A 16,167-nucleotide genomic window follows, 5' to 3' on the forward strand; every position below is an offset into this window, starting at 1 on the left:
GGGATCCCCTTCGAAGATTCCCACACGATACAACACGAAACAACACACAGCAATACTCCGCGGCATCCAGGTCCGTACCGACGCGAGGAACGTCGCGGGCCGCCCGAGCCGGGTGTCGAGGAGACGGGCCTGCGCGCTCCCCGGCACCCGTCCCCTCGACACGGGCGACTACTGCACCGACCACCCGCCGTCGGAGGGCAGGATCGCCCCGTTGATGTTCACCGCGTCGTCGCTGAGCAGGAACGTGATGGACGCGGCGAGCTTCTCGGCGGTGGCGATCGTCGGGATCGCCTGCTGGAACGGCGCCAGGCGGGCGGATCCCGCCACGGAGGGGTGGGCGGACATCGGGATGCCGGTGGCGACGCCGCCCGGTGCGACCGCGTTGACGCGCAGCCCCTGCGGCCCGTACATGAACGCGGCGCTCCGCGTCAGACCGATCACGCCGTGCTTGGACACCGTGTACGCGTTCCCGGAGGCGTTGCCTCGCAGCCCCGCCTCGGAAGTGACGTTCACGATCGCCCCGGACCCCGCCGCGAGCATGAGCGGAACGACGGCGCGCGACAGCTTGAAGCCCCCGGTGAGATTGATACCGATCACTCGATCCCACATCTCGTCACTGGTTTCGTGCAGAGGCGAGAAGTCGTCGTTGATGCCGGCGACGTTCGCCAGGCCGTCGATGCGGTCCCCGGCGGCTGCGACGATCTCGTCGATGTCCTGCTGCCGCGTGATGTCTCCCACGACGACGACCATCTCGGCACCCTCGGCGGCGGCCGCGGTCTCGGCGAGCCGGTCGCCGCTGATGTCGACCGCCACGACCCGACCGCCCTCTCGCGCGATGCGCACGGCCGTCGCACGACCGATCCCGCCGGCGGCGCCGGTGACAACGATCGTCTTCCCCGCGAATCGACCCGGCGTGATCTTCTCCACCCATCCCGCCGAGTCCCCCGACGGCGGAACGACCCCGTCGTTCGCGCGCAAGACCAGATCGTCGACCACGGATTGCGGCATCTTGCCCTGACTCATCGTCACGAGCTGCTGCAGCGGGAGTCCCCGGACGGGACCCAGGACGTCATCGCCCACTCCGGACTCCCGTAGGAGTCCGCGGATCAGCGGGCCGCCGACGGGATGCTCCAACCATGAGCCGATGGTGCTGTCGGCGGTCACGTGTCCCGATGTCCCGGCCATTGCGTTCTCCTTCTGTTGAGGCGGCGTCCCCCAGTGAGACGACCATGCTCAGAGTAGGTATTCACGCCCGTGAATACAATCGTCGACGCCTAGGATGGACGGGTGACCGACGACGAGACGACCCCGGACGGGCCTCGGCGCGGGCGCGGCACCCGCGCCGGACTCACCGCGGCCCGGATCGTCGAGGCGGCGCGAGACCTGGACGCGGAGACGATCACCGTCAAGGCCGTCGCCGACCGACTCGGCGTCGACCGCGCGGCGGTGCATCATCACGTCAGCGACGTGGGCGCCCTTCGACAGGCTGTGGCCTTCGAGGCGTTCACCGGGAACTTCGGCACCCTTGCTCTTCCCCCGGATGCCGATTGGCGGCAAGCGTGTCGACTCCTGGCGCTGTCGATGCACGGTGCCGTGCTCGCCGCCAAGGGTCTCGGCGTGTACGTGCGCCTCACGGCTGCCAACGTCGCGCTCCTCGAGCCCGTCGATCGCACCCTGCGCATCATGACGGAGGCCGGTTTCGATGACGAGACCGCCGCCCGTAGTCTGGCGGCGCTCACCAGCATGGCCGGCGCTCTGGCACGCGAGCAACTCATCGCTCAGCAGCCGTCGGGGCACCCGCAGGTTCCGGAACTGCGTCTCGCACTCGACGAGGCGGAGAGCGCACACCTCCCGGCCCTTCGACGCTTCGCTCGAGCCGACCTCGTCGATTTCGACGACACGCAACTGCAGATGAGCATCGACCTTCTGCTCGAGGGAATGGCCGCGCGGCTCACGAACACCCGCTGAGGACCCCGCGGTGAGGCACGTACCCGGACGGAGTCCTCGCGCGTGCTTCCCCGTCAGGGAGCGACGACCGAGATCGTGAACGCGATCTGCTGGCCGTCGGGGCCGGTGAGCGTCGCGGTCGTGGTGCCCACCTTCCGCGCCTCGAACCCCGGGCGGAAGACGGCGCCCTCCGACGCTCCGCCGGCCGAGAACTCGGCGATCGTGGGATCGGCCGTCGTCCCGCTCCACTCGGCTTCGGTGCCGTCGGGCACCGCGAGCACGAGGGCGGTGGCCACCACGACCGTCGCGTCGCGGGTGTCGAGTTCTCCGGGCGAGACGACGGTCGGCGGAAGCGCCTGCGAGCCAATGGACGCCGCGGGGCTCGCGCCCGAACCCGTGACCGGCGTGTCGCCCGACGCGGAGGGAGTGCATCCCGCGACCAGCAGCGGAAGGGCGACGACAGCGACGACGAGGGACCAACGCTTCACGGGTGACCTGCTTCCGGCTCGGGCCCGTCGACGCGAGCACTGAGGGGATCGTAGCGAAGCCAGGCTCACCCCCGACGAACGCGCCCCCTACTCCTCCGGCGACGTGCTGTCGTCGACGGCGGTCACCGGGATCTCGATCGACGAGATCGACGTCTCACCGAGCCCGAGCAGAGCGGGCGACGCGACGTCGAGTGGAGCGTCGTCGGGCAGGACCTCGGCGCGACTGCGCGGCCGCTGGGGCTCGCCGGGAAGGCCCGCCCACTCGCTCGGTTCTTCGGGACGCTGCACGAAAAGACCCATGGCACCATTCTCGCTCGTCACGACCGGTCGCGCATCGCCTCTCGGACGACCACGGCCCGGCGGGCGCCGATCTCCCCCACGCGAAACCGGATACCGTTCCTCGCGCCGCACGCGACCCTCGCAGGATCAGCGGGCGAAGACGTACTGCAACGAGAGTCGCCCGTCGGCGTCGACCGCGACGTGGGCCGAGACCGTGATGCTGCCGAGGGGCGTGGGCGGCAGGCTCGCCGTGGTCGCCTGGCCCTCGGCGCGGGCCGCGTCGCCGACCTGTTGCGCGAGGGTGGCGACGTCGGCCTCGGACCATCCCCACTGCTCCGCCCGTTGCTCGAGGTCGGCGCGGATGCTGACCCACGTCGTGCTCGAGGCCGGCTGCACGCTCACCGCCGACAGGCGATCGCCGCCCGTCGCGAGCGCGAACCACGTCACGCCCGTGAAATCGAGGGACTCCCCGTCGGCCCGCACCGTCACCGTGAGCGGCACGAGGGTCTCCACCGGCGTGTCCGCGTCGGCGGGAAGGCCCAGGTCGCTGGCCGACGCCGAGGTCGTCAGATCGATGACGACGGCGCGCTGCCGGTTGAAGAAGTCGGTCCCGGCGCGGTCGAATCGGGATTGTCCGTCCGACAGCTCTTGGTCGGCCGACGGCGCGGGATCCTCGACGACCCACCAGGAGTTCGCCATCGCGTACGCGCCGACGCCGACGGCCGCGCAGATGACGACGACCACCGACAGCGTGATCCACGTCGCAAGCTGCTCCCTGCGTCGGCGCCGCTGCTGCGCCGACCGAGGCCGCGGGGGCGGCGGTGCGGTTCGGGTCATGCGGCGTACCCCTTCGCGAGTGCGGCATCACGTCGGGGCGGGAAGAAAGCAAAAGCCCCGGCTTCTCGCAACATACGCGATGACCGGGGCTTTTCGTCTTGCTGGGGTACCTGGACTCGAACCAAGAACAACGGAACCAGAAACCGCCGTGTTGCCAATTACACCATACCCCAAGGCGGTGAGCCGTAACTCGTGCCGAGGGACAAGCTTACGCGACGTCGGCCCGAGTGCCAAAACGGGACCGGTCCGCGCGCGTCGCGCGGGCCGCTCCGTTCAACCCAGGTGCTGCACCAGGGCGCCGAGACGGCGGAGGGTGTCGGCCTTGCCGAGAAGTTCCATCGACTCGAACAGCGGCGGCGACACCCGGCGGCCCGTGAGGGCGACGCGCGGGGGGCCGTAGGCGACGCGGGGCTTGAGCCCCAGCTCGTCGACCAGAGCGCTCGACAACGCCGCCTGCACGGCCTCGGTGGTGAAGGCGGACTCGGGCACGAGCTCGAGGGCGGCGACCGAGGCGACCAGCACCTCGCCCGCGTTGGCCGGAAGGCCTTTCAGGGCGTCTTCGGCGTACTCCACGTCGGAGACGAACAAGAACCCGAGCATGCCCGGCACCTCACCGAGCAGCTGCACGCGCTCCTGCACGAGGGGCGCTGCCGACGCGATGATCGCGCGGTGCTCCTCGCTCGGCTGCTCAGCGACGAGACCCGCACCCGCGAGGTAGGGGACGATCCGCGACGCGAAGTCATCGGCATCCAACATTCGGATGTGGTCGCCGTTGATCGCCTCGGCCTTCTTCTGGTCGAAGCGGGCCGGGTTGGGGTTGACGTCGGCGATGTCGAACGCGGCGATCATCTCGTCGAGCGAGAACACGTCGCGGTCGCTCGCGAGCGACCATCCGAGCAGCGACAGGTAGTTGAGCAGGCCCTCGTGGATGAAGCCCTTCTCGCGCTGCAGGAACAGGTCGGCCTGCGGGTCTCGCTTGGAGAGCTTCTTGTTGCCGGTCTCGCCCAGCACGAGCGGCATGTGTCCGAAGCGCGGAACGTAGTCGGTCACACCGGCGTCGAGCAGCGCGCGGTAGAGCGCGAGCTGGCGAGCGGTGGAGGGCATGAGGTCTTCGCCGCGGATGACGTGGGTGATGCCCATGAGGGCGTCGTCGACGGGGTTCACGAACGTGTACAGCGGGATGCCGCCGGCGCGGACGACCACGAAGTCGGGGAACGATCCGGCCGGGAACGTCACCTCCCCGCGGATGAGGTCGACGTAGGTGAGGTCTTCGTCGGGCACGCGCACGCGCCACGCGGGCTCGCGCCCCTCGGCGCGGAAGGCGGCCTTCTGCTCGTCGGTGAGGTCGCGGTCGTAGTTGTCGTAGCCGAGCTGCTTGGCCCGACCGTTGGCCGCGTTGCGCGCGTCGATCTCGTCGGCGGTGGAGTAGCTCTCGTACACGGCCCCAGCCGCGATGAGCTTGTCGAGCACCTCACGGTAGATGTCGTGACGCTGGGACTGCCGGTACGGCGCGTGCGGGCCGCCCACCTCGACGCCCTCGTCCCAGTCGATGTTCATCCACCGCAGCGCCTCGAGCAGCTGCTGGTAGCTCTCTTCGCTGTCGCGCGCGGCGTCGGTGTCTTCGATGCGGAAGACGAGTGTGCCGCCGTTGTGCCGGGCGTAGGCCCAGTTGAACAGGACGGTGCGGATGAGACCTACGTGCGGCAGACCCGTCGGAGACGGGCAGAAGCGGACGCGAACGTCGGCGCCGGAGGCGGTCGTGGTGCGGGGATCAGGCGTGGCAGACATCGCCTCGATCCTACCGGCGGGCGGTGCCGGTTCCCGAGAGACGGAGGTGATCGGCGAGCACGTCGGTCATCACCTCGAGAGCCGCCCCCACGGCGGGAACGTGCTCCGCTCCCCGCGCGGTGACCACGTGCAGGGTGCGCGCCTCGGCGGCCGGCAGACGGGGAGCGGCGATTCCGGCGAGCAGGGGCAGCGACACCACGGCCATGCGCGGCAGGATCGCCATGCCGACCCCCTGGGCGACGAGGGCTTCGACCGCGATGAAGTTGTCGGTCTCGAACGCGATGTCCGGCGTGAATCCGGCCCGCCCGCAGGCCTCGAGCAGGTGTCCGCGGCACTGCGGGCAGCCCGCGATCCAGCGCTCCCCCGCGAGCCGCGACAGATCGATCGGGTCGTGGGCGGCGGCGGGGTGTCCGATGGGCACGACCACGACGGTGTCGTCGTCGCCGATCACCCGCGCCGAGAGTCCGGATGCCGCGGACTCCAGGTGTTCGCGCCGATCACCCGGGTAACTGTAGGTCAGGGCGATGTCGGCACGGTTCTCGCGCACGGCGGAGATCGCTTCGGGCGGCTCGGCCTCGATGAAGCTGATCGAGACTCCCGGACGCCGGGCGGTGACCGCGGCGATCACGCGCGGCACGACCGTCGACGAGGCAGAGGGGAACGCCGCGATGCGCACACGCCCCGCGCGGAGCCCCCGCAGCTCGGCGAGGTCGCCGGCGGCCGCGTCGAGCGCGGTGGTGACGGTCGCTGCGTGCCGAGCGAGCACCAGGCCGGCCTCGGTGAGCCGGATGCCGCGTCCGACCCGCTCGACGATCGGCAACCCGGCGCGCCGCTCGAGCCGACGCAGCTGCTGGCTCACGGCGGGCTGGCTGTAACCGAGCGCGCGGGCGGCGGCGGTGATCGACCCCGTGTCGGCGATCGCCTTGACGACGCGGAGGGCGTTCGCATCGAGGACGTCGTCTGTCTCGCTCATCCCCATACATAAGCATTCTTGATGCTTCTCATGCAACACCTGACCTGGTGCAATAACCCGTTCGGCGGGAACCTGGACACATGAGCAGCCTCACCTCGCACTTCGCCGGTGGCCGCGACTACCTCGCCGCCTGCACCCTCGGCCTTCCGCCGCGAGCGACGGTCGCCGCCGTCCGCGCCGACCTCGAGTCCGCGGCATCCGGTCGTCCCGACGTCGTCGCGGCGTCGCTCGCCGTCGAGCAGGCCCGATCGTCGTTCGCCCGCTTGGTGTGCGCGCCCGTCGGCGACGTGGCCATCGGCTCGCAGACCTCGGTGCTGGTCTCGCTCATCGCCGCGTCGGTGCCCGACGGTGCCGAGGTGCTCTGCGCCGAGGGCGACTTCTCGTCGCTCGTGGCGCCCTTCGTCCACGCGGGCCGCGGCATCCGCCTGCGCACCGCTCCCCTGCACGAACTCGCCGACGCGGTCTCGCCCGACACGTGGCTCGTGGCGTTCTCGCTGGTGCAGTCGGCGACGGGCGAGGTGGCGGATGCCGCCGGCATCGCCGCCGCCGCGGCACGAGCGGGCGCCCGCACTCTCTGCGACCTCACTCAGGCCGCGGGGTGGCTTCCGATCGACGCGACGATGTTCGACGCGACGGTGTGCCACACCTACAAGTGGCTGTGCTGCCCCCGCGGAGTGGCGTTCCTCACGATCGATCCCGAGTTCGCGCGCGAGATCCGTCCGGTGCAGGCCGGCTGGTATTCGGGCGACGACCCGTGGTCATCGTGCTACGGCACCGGCGGAACGCTGGCGTCCGACGCCCGACGCTTCGACGTGTCACCCGCCTGGCAGGCGTTCGTCGGTGCAGCTCCCGCTCTCGCTCTCTTCGCCGACGCCGACATCACCGCCATCTACGCCCACGCCACCGGGCTCGCGGCGCGCTTCCGCGACGGTCTCGGCCTGGCTCACCCCGCCCGCCCCTCGGCGATCGTGACCTGGCCGGATGCCACGGGCGAAGCCCTCGCCCAGCTCACCGCCCACGGCATCACGGCGTCGGGACGCGCGGGCCGCGCCCGGGTGGCGTTCCACGTGTTCAACGACGAGCTCGACGTCGACCGCGCCCTGCACGCCCTCGGCGTGCGCAATGACTCCGACCTGTCCCCGTTCGACGGCCTGGTCTACGCGATCTGACCGCGCCCGGCCCACCCTCGTCTCGCGCCGCGTCTCGCGGGAGTCGCCAGAGATCGTCGCTTCGGGGGTCTCCGAAGCGACGGATTCCGGCGACTCACGCGGGGATGCGGGTCCGGCGCAGGAGGACGGCGCTCAGGCAGACCGTCGACACCGGGACCAGGGCCCAGAGCGCCAGGCCGTCGTAGCCCACCGCCCCGAGGATCAGGCCGGCGAGCACCGATCCCACCGCCGCGCACGCGGTCATGAGGGTGTCACTGCGGCCCTGTCGGCGCGGACGGAGCGCGAGCGGGGTCGCCTCGGTGAGCAGCGCCGCGCCCGACACTGTTGCCGCGCTCCAGCCCAGCCCCAGCAGCACGAGCGCGACCAACACCCCCGCCTGCGAATCCGGCATCGTGGCGGCGACGGCGAGCGAAGCCGCCAGCAGCACCTGCCCGAGCACGATCACGCGGATGCGGCCGAACCGATCGGCGAGGGCGCCGAACACCGGCGACAGCCCGTACATGCCGAACACGTGCGCGGCGATCGTGACACCGACGGCGAGGGTCACGGCATCCGGAGCCACGATGTGCGACAGATGCACCGGCGTCATCGCCATCACCGACGCCATCGTCACGTGCGAGGCGGCGACGGCCAGCATGGCGAAGCGGGCGAGGCCGGGGCGATCGGCCTGCGGAGCGGGCGCGGAGGCGGATGCCGTCTTCTCGCGGTCGAGACGTTGGGCGAGCAGCAGCGGGTCGGGGCGCAGGACCAGCACGTACAGCGCGAACGCGCAGACCTGGGCGGCGAACGAGAAGAGGTAGGCGCCGGTCAGGCGCGGCATGCCGACGCTCGCCCCGATCAGCTCCCCCGGCGCGAGGAGCAGGGGCCCCACGACCCCGCCGACGGTGGTCGCCCACACCACCGTCGCCAGGTCGCGGCCGCGGCGGGCGGTGCTCGAGAGGTCGGTGGCGGCGAAACGCGACTGCAGCGTCGCGGCGTTGCCGGCACCGATGAGCGCGATCCCCACGAGCAGCACGGGGAAGAGCCGAGAACCCGCCGCCGCGATGACGACGACGATTCCGATCAGGGCCGCGACGTTCCCCGTGGTGAGGGCGACCCGCCGACCGCGGCGCCCCGCGAGGCGCGCGAGCGGGATCGCCGTCAATGCCGCACCGAGCGTGACCGCCGCCGTGGCGAAGCCCGACAGGGCCTCTTGCCCCGAGAGGTCGGCGGCCAGAAGAGCGCCGAGCGACAGCGTCGCGCCGAAGGCCACGCCGGTGAGCACCTGTCCCGCCGCCAGCACCCGCACCGTGCGGCGCTGAGCGGCGACGAGGTCGATGGCCTCCGGCGCGGCGAGGTCAGGCATCGCGCGCGGTGTTGCGCAGCACCCCGATGCCGCTGACCTCGATCTCGATCGTGTCGCCGGCGTCGAAGGGACCGACGCCCGCCGGGGTGCCGGTGAGGATCAGGTCTCCCGGGAGCAGGGTGAACACCGCCGAGGCGTACGCGACGAGCGCACCGATGCCGTGGATCATGTCGGAGACCGGACCCTGCTGACGCACCTCGCCGTTGACGCGCGTGGTGATCGCGGCGGCGTCGAGATCGAGGTCGGTCTCGATGACGGGGCCGACGGGGCAGAACGTGTCGAAGCCCTTCGCCCGCGACCACTGCCCGTCGGAACGCTGCAGGTCGCGCGCCGTGACGTCGTTGGCGACGGTGTAACCGAAGATGTACTCGCTCGCCCGCTCGGCGGGGACGTTCTTGGCGATGCGGCCGATGACGACGGCGAGTTCGCCCTCGTAGTCGGTGTGCGAGGTCAGGCTCGTGGGGCGCACGATCACGTCGCCCGTGCCGATGACCGAGGTGTTCGGCTTGAGGAACATCAGCGGCTCGGCGGGGGCTTCGCCGCCCATCTCGGCCGCGTGATCGTGGTAGTTCTTGCCGATGCAGACGACCTTCGAGCGCGGGATGACCGGCGCGAGCAGGGCGACCTCGCCCAGCGGAACGCGCTCCCCCGTCGTCTCGAACCCGGCGAACATCGGGTCGCCGGCGAGGACCACGAGTTCACCGTCGTCGACGATGCCGTAGCGGATGGACTCCTGGTAGCTGAATCGAGCGATCTTCACCGCTCCACCCTATCGGCGGGCTCCGACACGCCCGTCCCGGCGCCGGCCCGATGAGCGGCGCGGCCCCACGCGAGCCCTCTCTCCCGGCCCGCCGTGAACCGGTGCGAGAACGGGCCCAGCCGCGCGCGCCGCTCCGACGCGATAAACGCCGATCCTCGCGACACACGCCGCGGCGCAGAGTGTCTCGGGAGAAACCGCGTTCATCGGGCACGGGCGCGGCCGCCCTGAATGCAAAACGAAGGGACCCCCGGTCGCCCGGGAGTCCCTCCGTTCGTCGCCACGACTCAGGCGTCGAGGCGGTAGAGCCAGCCGTGCTTGTCTTCGGCGCGACCGTACTGGATGTCGGTGAGCTCCTGGCGCAGCTCGAGAGCCAGGGTGCCCGTGGGCTGCTCATCGATGAAGTCGCGGCCCTTGAGGAGACCGATCGGGGTGACGACGGCGGCGGTGCCGCAGGCGAACACCTCGACGATGTCTCCGGATGCCACCCCCTGGCGCCATTCGTCGAGCGAGACGTTGCGACCGACGACGTGGTGACCGCGGTCACGGGCCAGCTGCAGCAGCGAGTCGCGCGTGATGCCCTCGAGGATCGAGTCGGACTGCGGGGTGACGATCGTGCCGTCTTTGTAGACGAACACCACGTTCATGCCGCCGAGTTCTTCGACGTTGCGGTCCTGGTCGAGGAAGACGACCTGGTCGCACTCGTTCTCGTAGGCCTCGGACTGCGGCAGCAGGCTGGCGGCGTAGTTGCCGCCGGTCTTCGCCGCTCCCGTGCCGCCCTTGCCGGCGCGCGAGTAGTCCTCGCTCAGCCAGATCGAGACCGGTTTCACGCCGCCCTTGAAGTAGGCGCCGGCCGGGCTCGCGATGAGGTAGTAGGCGACCTTGTGCGCGGGACGCACGCCCAGGAACGCCTCTTTCGCGAACATGAACGGGCGCAGGTACAGGCTCTGGTCTTCGCCGGAAGGCACCCAGGCGCCGTCGACGGCGATGAGCTCGCGCAGCGACTGCAGGAAGTAGGGCACGGGCAGCTCGGGCAGCGCCAGGCGCCGCGCGGAGCGCTGCAGACGGCGGCCGTTCTGGTCGGGACGGAACGTGTGCACCGATCCGTCCGCGTGGCGGTAGGCCTTGATGCCCTCGAAGATCTCTTGGCCGTAGTGCAGGACGGCCGCGGCCGGGTCGAGCGAGATCGGGCCGTACGGCGAGACGCGCGGGCGGTGCCAGCCGCCGCGGACCGACCAGCAGATGTCGACCATGTGGTCGGTGAAGCTCTGCCCGAAGCCGGGAGCGGCCAGGATCGCGTCGCGATCGGCCGCGTTCTTGGCCGCGAGGTTACGGGTGACCGAGAACTCGAGCGGGTCGAGTCCGGTGTCGGGGTCGGTGTCGATGGTCGTCATCAGTGATCCAAAATCTGTCGATTGCGCGGAGGCGATGCGGGCCGATCGGTCCAGGTTACGCCTGGACGCCGGCGGCGATGGCGTCGCCGATCTGGGCGGTGGTGCGGGCGCCGGTGCGGCTCGCGATGTCGCTCTCGACCGCGCGGGTGATGCGCGCGGATTCGTCGGTGAGCCCGAGGTGATCGAGCAGCAGGGCGACGGAGAGGATCGCGGCCGTGGGATCGGCCTTCTGGGTACCCGCGATGTCGGGCGCCGATCCGTGGACGGGCTCGAACATCGAGGGGAACGCGCCGTCGGGGTTGATGTTGCCCGATGCGGCGAGGCCGATGCCACCGGTGACGGCGCCGGCCAGGTCGGTCAGGATGTCTCCGAAGAGGTTGTCGGTGACGATCACGTCGAAGCGGCCCGGGTTCGTGACCAGGAAGATGGTTGCCGCGTCGACGTGCAGGTAGTCTACGGCGACCCCCGGGAACTCGGATGCCACCGCGTCGACGATGCGCTTCCACATGCCGCCCGCGTGCACGAGCACGTTGGTCTTGTGCACGAGGGTGAGCGTCTGGCGGCGACGTTCGGCGAGGGCGAAGGCGTAGCGGACGACGCGCTCGATACCGAAGGCCGTGTTGACCGAGGTCTCGTTCGCGATCTCGTGCGGGGTGCCCTGTCGGATGGAGCCGCCGTTGCCCACGTAGGGCCCCTCGGTGCCCTCGCGCACGACGACGAAATCGATCTCGCCCGGGTCGGCGAGCGGGCCGGAAGCTCCGGGGTACAGCTTCGACGGACGCAGGTTGACGTAGTGGTCGAGCGCGAAACGCAGCTTCAGCAGCAGCCCGCGTTCGATGTTCGCGTTCTTCAGGCGCGGGTCGCCGGGTACTCCCCCGACCGCGCCGAGCAGGATCGCGTCGTGTGCGGCGATGGCGGCGAGGTCGTCGTCGGTGAGCGTGTCGCCGGTGTCGAGGTAGCGACCCGCGCCGAGCGAGAACGGGGTCTTCTCGAACGTGACGTCGGATGCGGCGGTGACGGCGTCGAGAACCTTGACGGCCTCGGCGACCACCTCGGGACCGATGCCATCACCGGGAATGACGGCCAGCTTCACGACACGCGACATCGCTCTCCTCAGAGCTCGGGGCACGTCACTTCTTCGACGTGCTGCGGGATCCTCCCAGGGTAGTGGCAGCGATCACGGCGGCGACGACGATCAGCCCCGCGCCGATGAGCGCGGTGATCACGACACCCGAGTCGAAGGCGTGCGCCGCCGCGAGACGCAGCGACTCGGCGAGAGAGGGGTCGGAGAGCGTGTTCGACACCGCCACTGCTCCGGCCAGAGTCTCGCGCGCGGCGTGCGCTGCTTCTTCGGGCAGCCCCGCCGGCAGCACGAGCCGCGCCCGATAGAACGCGGCGAGGATGCCACCGAGCACCGCCGTGCCGAGCACGGCACCCACCTCGTACGCGGTCTCGGAGACCGCGCTGGCCGCGCCCGCCTTCGCGGACGGCGCGCTGGAGAGGATGAGCTCGTTCGACACCGTCTCTGCGGCGCCGATGCCGATGCCCAGCAGCGCGAAGGCGATGATCAGCAGGGCGAGGTCGGCCGTGGAGATCGCGACCATCACGTACGCCACCACCGAGAACGACAGCGCGACGGGCACGACGATGCGGGGCGAGAAACGTTTCGCCACGGCCACGACGGCCAGACCCGAGATGATCATCAACACGAGTCCGGGGAGCAGGGCGAAGCCCGCGACCATCGGCGACAGCCCGACCACCAGCTGAAGGTGCTGAGCCACGAAGTAGAGGAAGCCGACCAGGCCGACCACGCTGAGCAGGTTGACGAGGATGGCGCCCGAGAAGGTGCCCTGGTGGAAGAGGGTCATGTCGAGCATGGGCGAGGGGAGGCGGCGCTGACGACGGACGAAGAGCCAGCCGAAGGCGACGCCCACGACGAAGAGCACGGGTGCGAGCGAGATCGGTCCCTCGACGGCCAGCTTCTTGATGCCGTAGACGATCGGCACCATGGTGGCGAGGGAGAGCAGCACGCTGAGGGGGTCGAAACGACCCGGGGCGGGGTCGCGGCTCTCGGGGACGAAGAAGGGGGCGAGGATCAGCAGCGGCACCAGCACGGGTACGGCCATGAGGAACACCGAGCCCCACGAGAAGTGCTCGAGTAGGAAGCCGCCGACGATGGGGCCCAGAGCGGCACCGGCCGAGAAGCCGGAGGCCCAGACGGCGATGGCGATGCGGCGCTGATCGCGGTCGCGGAAGATGGTGCGCAGCAGCGAGAGCGTCGACGGCATGAGCATGGCGCCGAAGACGCCCATGAGGGCGCGACCGGTGATCAGCAGGGCCGCGGTGGGCGCGAACGCCGACAGAGCGGACACGGCGGCGAAGCCGATGGCCCCGATGAGAAGCATGCGGCGGCGACCGAAGCGGTCGCCGAGGGTGCCCATGGTGACGAGCAGCCCGGCCAGCACGAGCGGGTAGACGTCGATGATCCACAGCTGCTCGATGCTCGACGGCTGCAGCGCCAGCGAGATCTCGGGCAGCGCGAAGCTCAGCACCGTGTTGTCGACCGAGACGAGCAGCACGGGCAGCATGAGCACCGCCAGCGCGAACCATCCCCGCCACCCCGCGCGGGTCACGGTGATCTCATGGGTGGGCAACGACGAGGTGAGCATTTTCGGATTCCGTTTCTAAACCGTCCAGCCGGTATAGTAACAGAGTGTCAGCCCCATCCGCCAGTACGATCGAGGAGCCATGAGCCGCCCCCCACTCGCCCGCGACGCCGTCCTCGATGCGTTCACCCGCATCCTGGTCGACGACGGTGAACGCGCGGCGACCATGGATGCGACGGCCCGCGCCGCGGGGGTGTCGAAGGGCGGCCTGCTCTACCACTTCAACTCCAAGAGCGCCCTCGAGGCCGCCCTGGTCGAGCGCCTCGAGCACCTCGCCCGCGAAGACGTCGCCGAGATCGAGAACTCCACCGAGGGCGTCGTGGCCGCGCACCTGCGCTCCTCGCAGAACACCGGCTCGGCACTGGACGTCACGATCCTCGCGGTGTCGAGACTGGCGCAGAACGGCAACGACACGGCATCCGCCTCTCTCCGCCGCGTGCGGGAGCTGTGGGAAGAGAGTCTGCGCGCGCACACGCGCGACGAGACCGCCCTGCAGATGGTGCTGCTGGTCAGCGACGGCCTGTACTTCAACGCCGTGCTCGACCTCAACGCCGTCCCCGGCCCCGCGCTCGAGGGCGCCGACCTCGACAAGCTGATCGAGTCCGTCGTCTCGGCGACCACCTGAGCCCTCGGGGCCCCGCTCGCACAACCTCCGCGATTCGCACGAACTCAATCGACCCGGGGCGGATGCCGCTGAGTTGCGCACATCGCGGAGCCTGCGCACGCGCCGTGTGAAACGAACCTTACGCACGCCGGTCGGAACGAGCCCTGCACGCCACCGGGGAACCGACTCTGCGCGCGAACCCGGGGAACGAAGAAGGGGGCCGCACCCGCGACCCCCTCCCCCGATGCCGTGCGGGTCTCAGCCCTCGACGATCTCGATCTGGCGGAACAGGTCGGCGTTCACGGCCTCGCGCATGGCGCTGAGGATGTCGTCGGGAACGGGCGAGTCGACGGTGAGCACCGAGAGGGCGCGGCCTGTCGCGTCGGGCCGCGCGACCTGGAGCCCGGCGATGTTGATGCCCGCGTCGCCCAGCTTCTGGCCGTAGATCGCGACGATGCCGGGGCGGTCGGCGTACCGCATGACGAGGTGGTGCTGCTCGATCGGCACCTCGATGTCGTAGCCGTTGATCGAGACGACCTTGGGCACCATGCGGGTGCCGGCGAGGGTACCCGCCACGGTCAGCGTCGAGCCGTCGGACAGCGTTCCCCGCAGGATGGTGATGTTGCGGTACAGCGGGCTCTCGGCCTCGACGACCAGTCGCGCCTCGACGCCGCGCTGCTCGGCGAAGAGCGGGGCGTTGACGTACGAGACGGTCTCGCTGACGATCTGGCTGAAGATCCCCTTGAGGGCGGCGAGGCGGTACACGCTGACGTCGTACTGCGCCAGCTCGCCGCGTACCTCGATGTCGAGGCTGGTCAGCGCGCTGTCGGCGAGTCCGCTGAAGAACTGACCGAGCATCTCGACGAGCGCGATGCCGGGGCGCACGAACGGGTCGATCGCTCCACCGGCGACGTTCACGGCATCCGGGACCAGGTCGCCCTCGAGGGCGAGCTTCACCGAGCGGGCGACCGAGACGCCGGCCTTCTCTTGCGCCTCGTCGGTGCTCGCACCGAGGTGCGGGGTGACGACGACGTTCGGCAGGTCGAGCAGGCGACGCGCCGGCCCGTCTTCTGCGGGGGGTTCGGTCGAGAACACGTCGAGACCGGCACCGGCGATCTCGCCCGTGGTGAGGGCCTCGTACAGCGCGTTCTCGTCGATGAGGCCACCGCGGGCGACGTTGATGACGAAGGCCGACGTCTTCATGCGGCGGAGCTGCTCGGCGCCGATCATGCCGGTCGTCTCGGGCGTCTTCGGCATGTGGATGGTGACGAAGTCGCTCTGCTCGAGCAGTTCGTCGAGCGAGACCAGCTGCACACCCAGCTGCTGGGCGCGGGTGGCGGTGACGTAGGGGTCGTAGGCGATGACCCGCATGTCGAAGCCCTGCAGGCGGGCGGCGATGAGGGCGCCGATGCGACCCAGACCGATGATGCCGATGGTCTTCTCGAACAGCTCGGTGCCGGTGAACGAGCTGCGCTTCCACAGGCCCTGCGCGAGCGAGGCGTGCGCCGCCGGGATGTGGCGCGCGAGGCTCAGCACGTGGCCGACGGTGAGTTCGGCGGCCGAGATGATGTTCGACGTCGGCGCGTTGACGACCATGACGCCGGCCGCGGTGGCCGACTTGATGTCGACGTTGTCGAGACCGACACCGGCGCGGGCGACGACCTTCAGCGAGGGCGCCGCGGCCAGGGCCTCGGCGTCGATCTTGGTGGCCGAGCGCACGAGCACCGCGTGCGCGTCGGCGAGAGCCGAGAGCAGCGCGGGGCGGTCGGTCCCATCGACGTTGCGCACGTCGAAGTCGGGGCCGAGCGCGTCGATCGTGGCGGGAGAGAGTTCTTCGGCGATGAGCACGACGGGCTTCGTCACGGATGCGTCCTTCGAAACGGTGCGTGGGGACCGGCGCGCACCCCTGTGCCTGTCCGG

15 protein-coding genes and 1 tRNA gene are annotated in these 16,167 nt (G+C 70.4%); 3 read left to right on the forward strand and 13 right to left on the reverse strand.

Going from position 1 to position 16,167, the window contains the following annotated elements; translation table 11 throughout:
• Nucleotides 1–168: 168 nt before the first annotated feature.
• The gene (locus IFU40_RS07390; protein WP_191925901.1) at nt 169–1,185 is read right to left on the reverse strand and encodes an SDR family NAD(P)-dependent oxidoreductase; all 1,017 of its coding nucleotides are present in this window, start codon (nt 1,183–1,185) and stop codon (nt 169–171) included.
• Between the two features lie 102 nt (nt 1,186–1,287).
• On the opposite strand from IFU40_RS07390, the gene IFU40_RS16785 reads away from it, so the two are divergent.
• On the forward strand, nt 1,288–1,968 hold the full coding sequence (locus IFU40_RS16785) for a TetR/AcrR family transcriptional regulator C-terminal domain-containing protein (RefSeq protein ID WP_055939775.1): 681 nt from the start codon (nt 1,288–1,290) through the stop codon (nt 1,966–1,968).
• 53 nt (nt 1,969–2,021) lie between these two features.
• Here IFU40_RS16785 and IFU40_RS07400 read toward each other — a convergent pair whose 3' ends face one another.
• The 6 genes from IFU40_RS07400 to IFU40_RS07425 all read right to left on the reverse strand — a co-directional run bounded on the left by IFU40_RS07400 (nt 2,022) and on the right by IFU40_RS07425 (nt 6,312).
• Nucleotides 2,022–2,435 (reverse strand): hypothetical protein, encoded by a 414-nt coding sequence (locus tag IFU40_RS07400; protein ID WP_070409759.1) that lies wholly within the window; start codon nt 2,433–2,435, stop codon nt 2,022–2,024.
• Between the two features lie 87 nt (nt 2,436–2,522).
• Entirely contained in the window at nt 2,523–2,735 is a 213-nt protein-coding gene (locus tag IFU40_RS07405) for a hypothetical protein (protein ID WP_055836492.1), read from the reverse strand.
• Between the two features lie 126 nt (nt 2,736–2,861).
• Nucleotides 2,862–3,551 carry a hypothetical protein gene (locus IFU40_RS07410; RefSeq protein WP_191925902.1) on the reverse strand — a complete coding sequence of 230 codons (690 nt, stop codon included), beginning with the start codon at nt 3,549–3,551 and terminating at the stop codon, nt 2,862–2,864.
• Between the two features lie 101 nt (nt 3,552–3,652).
• A tRNA-Gln gene (locus tag IFU40_RS07415) sits at nt 3,653–3,724 on the reverse strand.
• 100 nt (nt 3,725–3,824) lie between these two features.
• On the reverse strand, nt 3,825–5,339 hold the full coding sequence (gltX, locus tag IFU40_RS07420; protein ID WP_191925903.1) for a glutamate--tRNA ligase: 1,515 nt from the start codon (nt 5,337–5,339) through the stop codon (nt 3,825–3,827).
• Between the two features lie 10 nt (nt 5,340–5,349).
• Nucleotides 5,350–6,312: a LysR family transcriptional regulator gene (locus IFU40_RS07425; protein ID WP_055836480.1), complete on the reverse strand. Its 963-nt coding sequence runs from the start codon at nt 6,310–6,312 to the stop codon at nt 5,350–5,352.
• A gap of 80 nt (nt 6,313–6,392) precedes the next feature.
• Here IFU40_RS07425 and IFU40_RS07430 point away from each other — a divergent pair, with 80 nt between their 5' ends.
• On the forward strand, nt 6,393–7,481 hold the full coding sequence (locus IFU40_RS07430; protein WP_191914928.1) for an aminotransferase class V-fold PLP-dependent enzyme: 1,089 nt from the start codon (nt 6,393–6,395) through the stop codon (nt 7,479–7,481).
• 94 nt (nt 7,482–7,575) lie between these two features.
• Here the strand turns inward: IFU40_RS07430 and IFU40_RS07435 are convergent, their stop codons facing one another.
• From IFU40_RS07435 to IFU40_RS07455, 5 genes are all read right to left on the reverse strand, one after another.
• The gene (locus IFU40_RS07435; protein WP_191925904.1) at nt 7,576–8,826 is read right to left on the reverse strand and encodes an MFS transporter; all 1,251 of its coding nucleotides are present in this window, start codon (nt 8,824–8,826) and stop codon (nt 7,576–7,578) included.
• Complete coding sequence (locus IFU40_RS07440) at nt 8,819–9,586, reverse strand: fumarylacetoacetate hydrolase family protein (RefSeq protein ID WP_055836472.1); 768 nt, start codon at nt 9,584–9,586, stop codon at nt 8,819–8,821. Before IFU40_RS07440 ends, IFU40_RS07435 begins: the two co-directional genes overlap by 8 nt.
• Before the next feature lie 284 nt (nt 9,587–9,870).
• Nucleotides 9,871–10,977 (reverse strand): branched-chain amino acid aminotransferase, encoded by a 1,107-nt coding sequence (locus IFU40_RS07445; RefSeq protein ID WP_055836469.1) that lies wholly within the window; start codon nt 10,975–10,977, stop codon nt 9,871–9,873.
• Nucleotides 10,978–11,032: 55 nt separating this feature from the next.
• Nucleotides 11,033–12,082, reverse strand: a complete 1,050-nt coding sequence (locus tag IFU40_RS07450) for a 3-isopropylmalate dehydrogenase (RefSeq protein WP_070409753.1) — start codon at nt 12,080–12,082, stop codon at nt 11,033–11,035.
• A gap of 25 nt (nt 12,083–12,107) precedes the next feature.
• The gene (locus IFU40_RS07455) at nt 12,108–13,646 is read right to left on the reverse strand and encodes an MFS transporter (RefSeq protein WP_191925905.1); all 1,539 of its coding nucleotides are present in this window, start codon (nt 13,644–13,646) and stop codon (nt 12,108–12,110) included.
• Between the two features lie 79 nt (nt 13,647–13,725).
• On the opposite strand from IFU40_RS07455, the gene IFU40_RS07460 reads away from it, so the two are divergent.
• The gene (locus tag IFU40_RS07460; protein ID WP_191925906.1) at nt 13,726–14,268 is read left to right on the forward strand and encodes a TetR/AcrR family transcriptional regulator; all 543 of its coding nucleotides are present in this window, start codon (nt 13,726–13,728) and stop codon (nt 14,266–14,268) included.
• A gap of 237 nt (nt 14,269–14,505) precedes the next feature.
• Here the strand turns inward: IFU40_RS07460 and serA are convergent, their stop codons facing one another.
• A complete protein-coding gene (gene serA, locus IFU40_RS07465) occupies nt 14,506–16,110 on the reverse strand; it encodes a phosphoglycerate dehydrogenase (protein ID WP_191925907.1) in 1,605 nt (534 codons plus the stop codon).
• Nucleotides 16,111–16,167 lie beyond the last annotated feature (57 nt).

This window comes from Microbacterium sp. CFBP 13617 (assembly GCF_014839445.1).
Lineage (GTDB): Bacteria > Actinomycetota > Actinomycetes > Actinomycetales > Microbacteriaceae > Microbacterium.

Bases quoted from the DNA above. Each gene is read 5' to 3' on its own strand.
- IFU40_RS07390 (WP_191925901.1), bottom strand. From the start codon at position 1,185: ATGGCCGGGACATCGGGACACGTGACCGCCGACAGCACCATCGGCTCA.
- IFU40_RS07405 (WP_055836492.1), bottom strand. From the start codon at position 2,735: ATGGGTCTTTTCGTGCAGCGTCCCGAAGAACCGAGCGAGTGGGCGGGC.
- IFU40_RS07410 (WP_191925902.1), bottom strand. From the start codon at position 3,551: ATGACCCGAACCGCACCGCCGCCCCCGCGGCCTCGGTCGGCGCAGCAG.
- gltX (WP_191925903.1), bottom strand. From the start codon at position 5,339: ATGTCTGCCACGCCTGATCCCCGCACCACGACCGCCTCCGGCGCCGAC.
- IFU40_RS07425 (WP_055836480.1), bottom strand. From the start codon at position 6,312: ATGAGCGAGACAGACGACGTCCTCGATGCGAACGCCCTCCGCGTCGTC.
- IFU40_RS07430 (WP_191914928.1), top strand. From the start codon at position 6,393: ATGAGCAGCCTCACCTCGCACTTCGCCGGTGGCCGCGACTACCTCGCC.
- IFU40_RS07435 (WP_191925904.1), bottom strand. From the start codon at position 8,826: ATGCCTGACCTCGCCGCGCCGGAGGCCATCGACCTCGTCGCCGCTCAG.
- IFU40_RS07445 (WP_055836469.1), bottom strand. From the start codon at position 10,977: ATGACGACCATCGACACCGACCCCGACACCGGACTCGACCCGCTCGAG.
- IFU40_RS07450 (WP_070409753.1), bottom strand. From the start codon at position 12,082: ATGTCGCGTGTCGTGAAGCTGGCCGTCATTCCCGGTGATGGCATCGGT.
- IFU40_RS07455 (WP_191925905.1), bottom strand. From the start codon at position 13,646: ATGCTCACCTCGTCGTTGCCCACCCATGAGATCACCGTGACCCGCGCG.
- IFU40_RS07460 (WP_191925906.1), top strand. From the start codon at position 13,726: ATGAGCCGCCCCCCACTCGCCCGCGACGCCGTCCTCGATGCGTTCACC.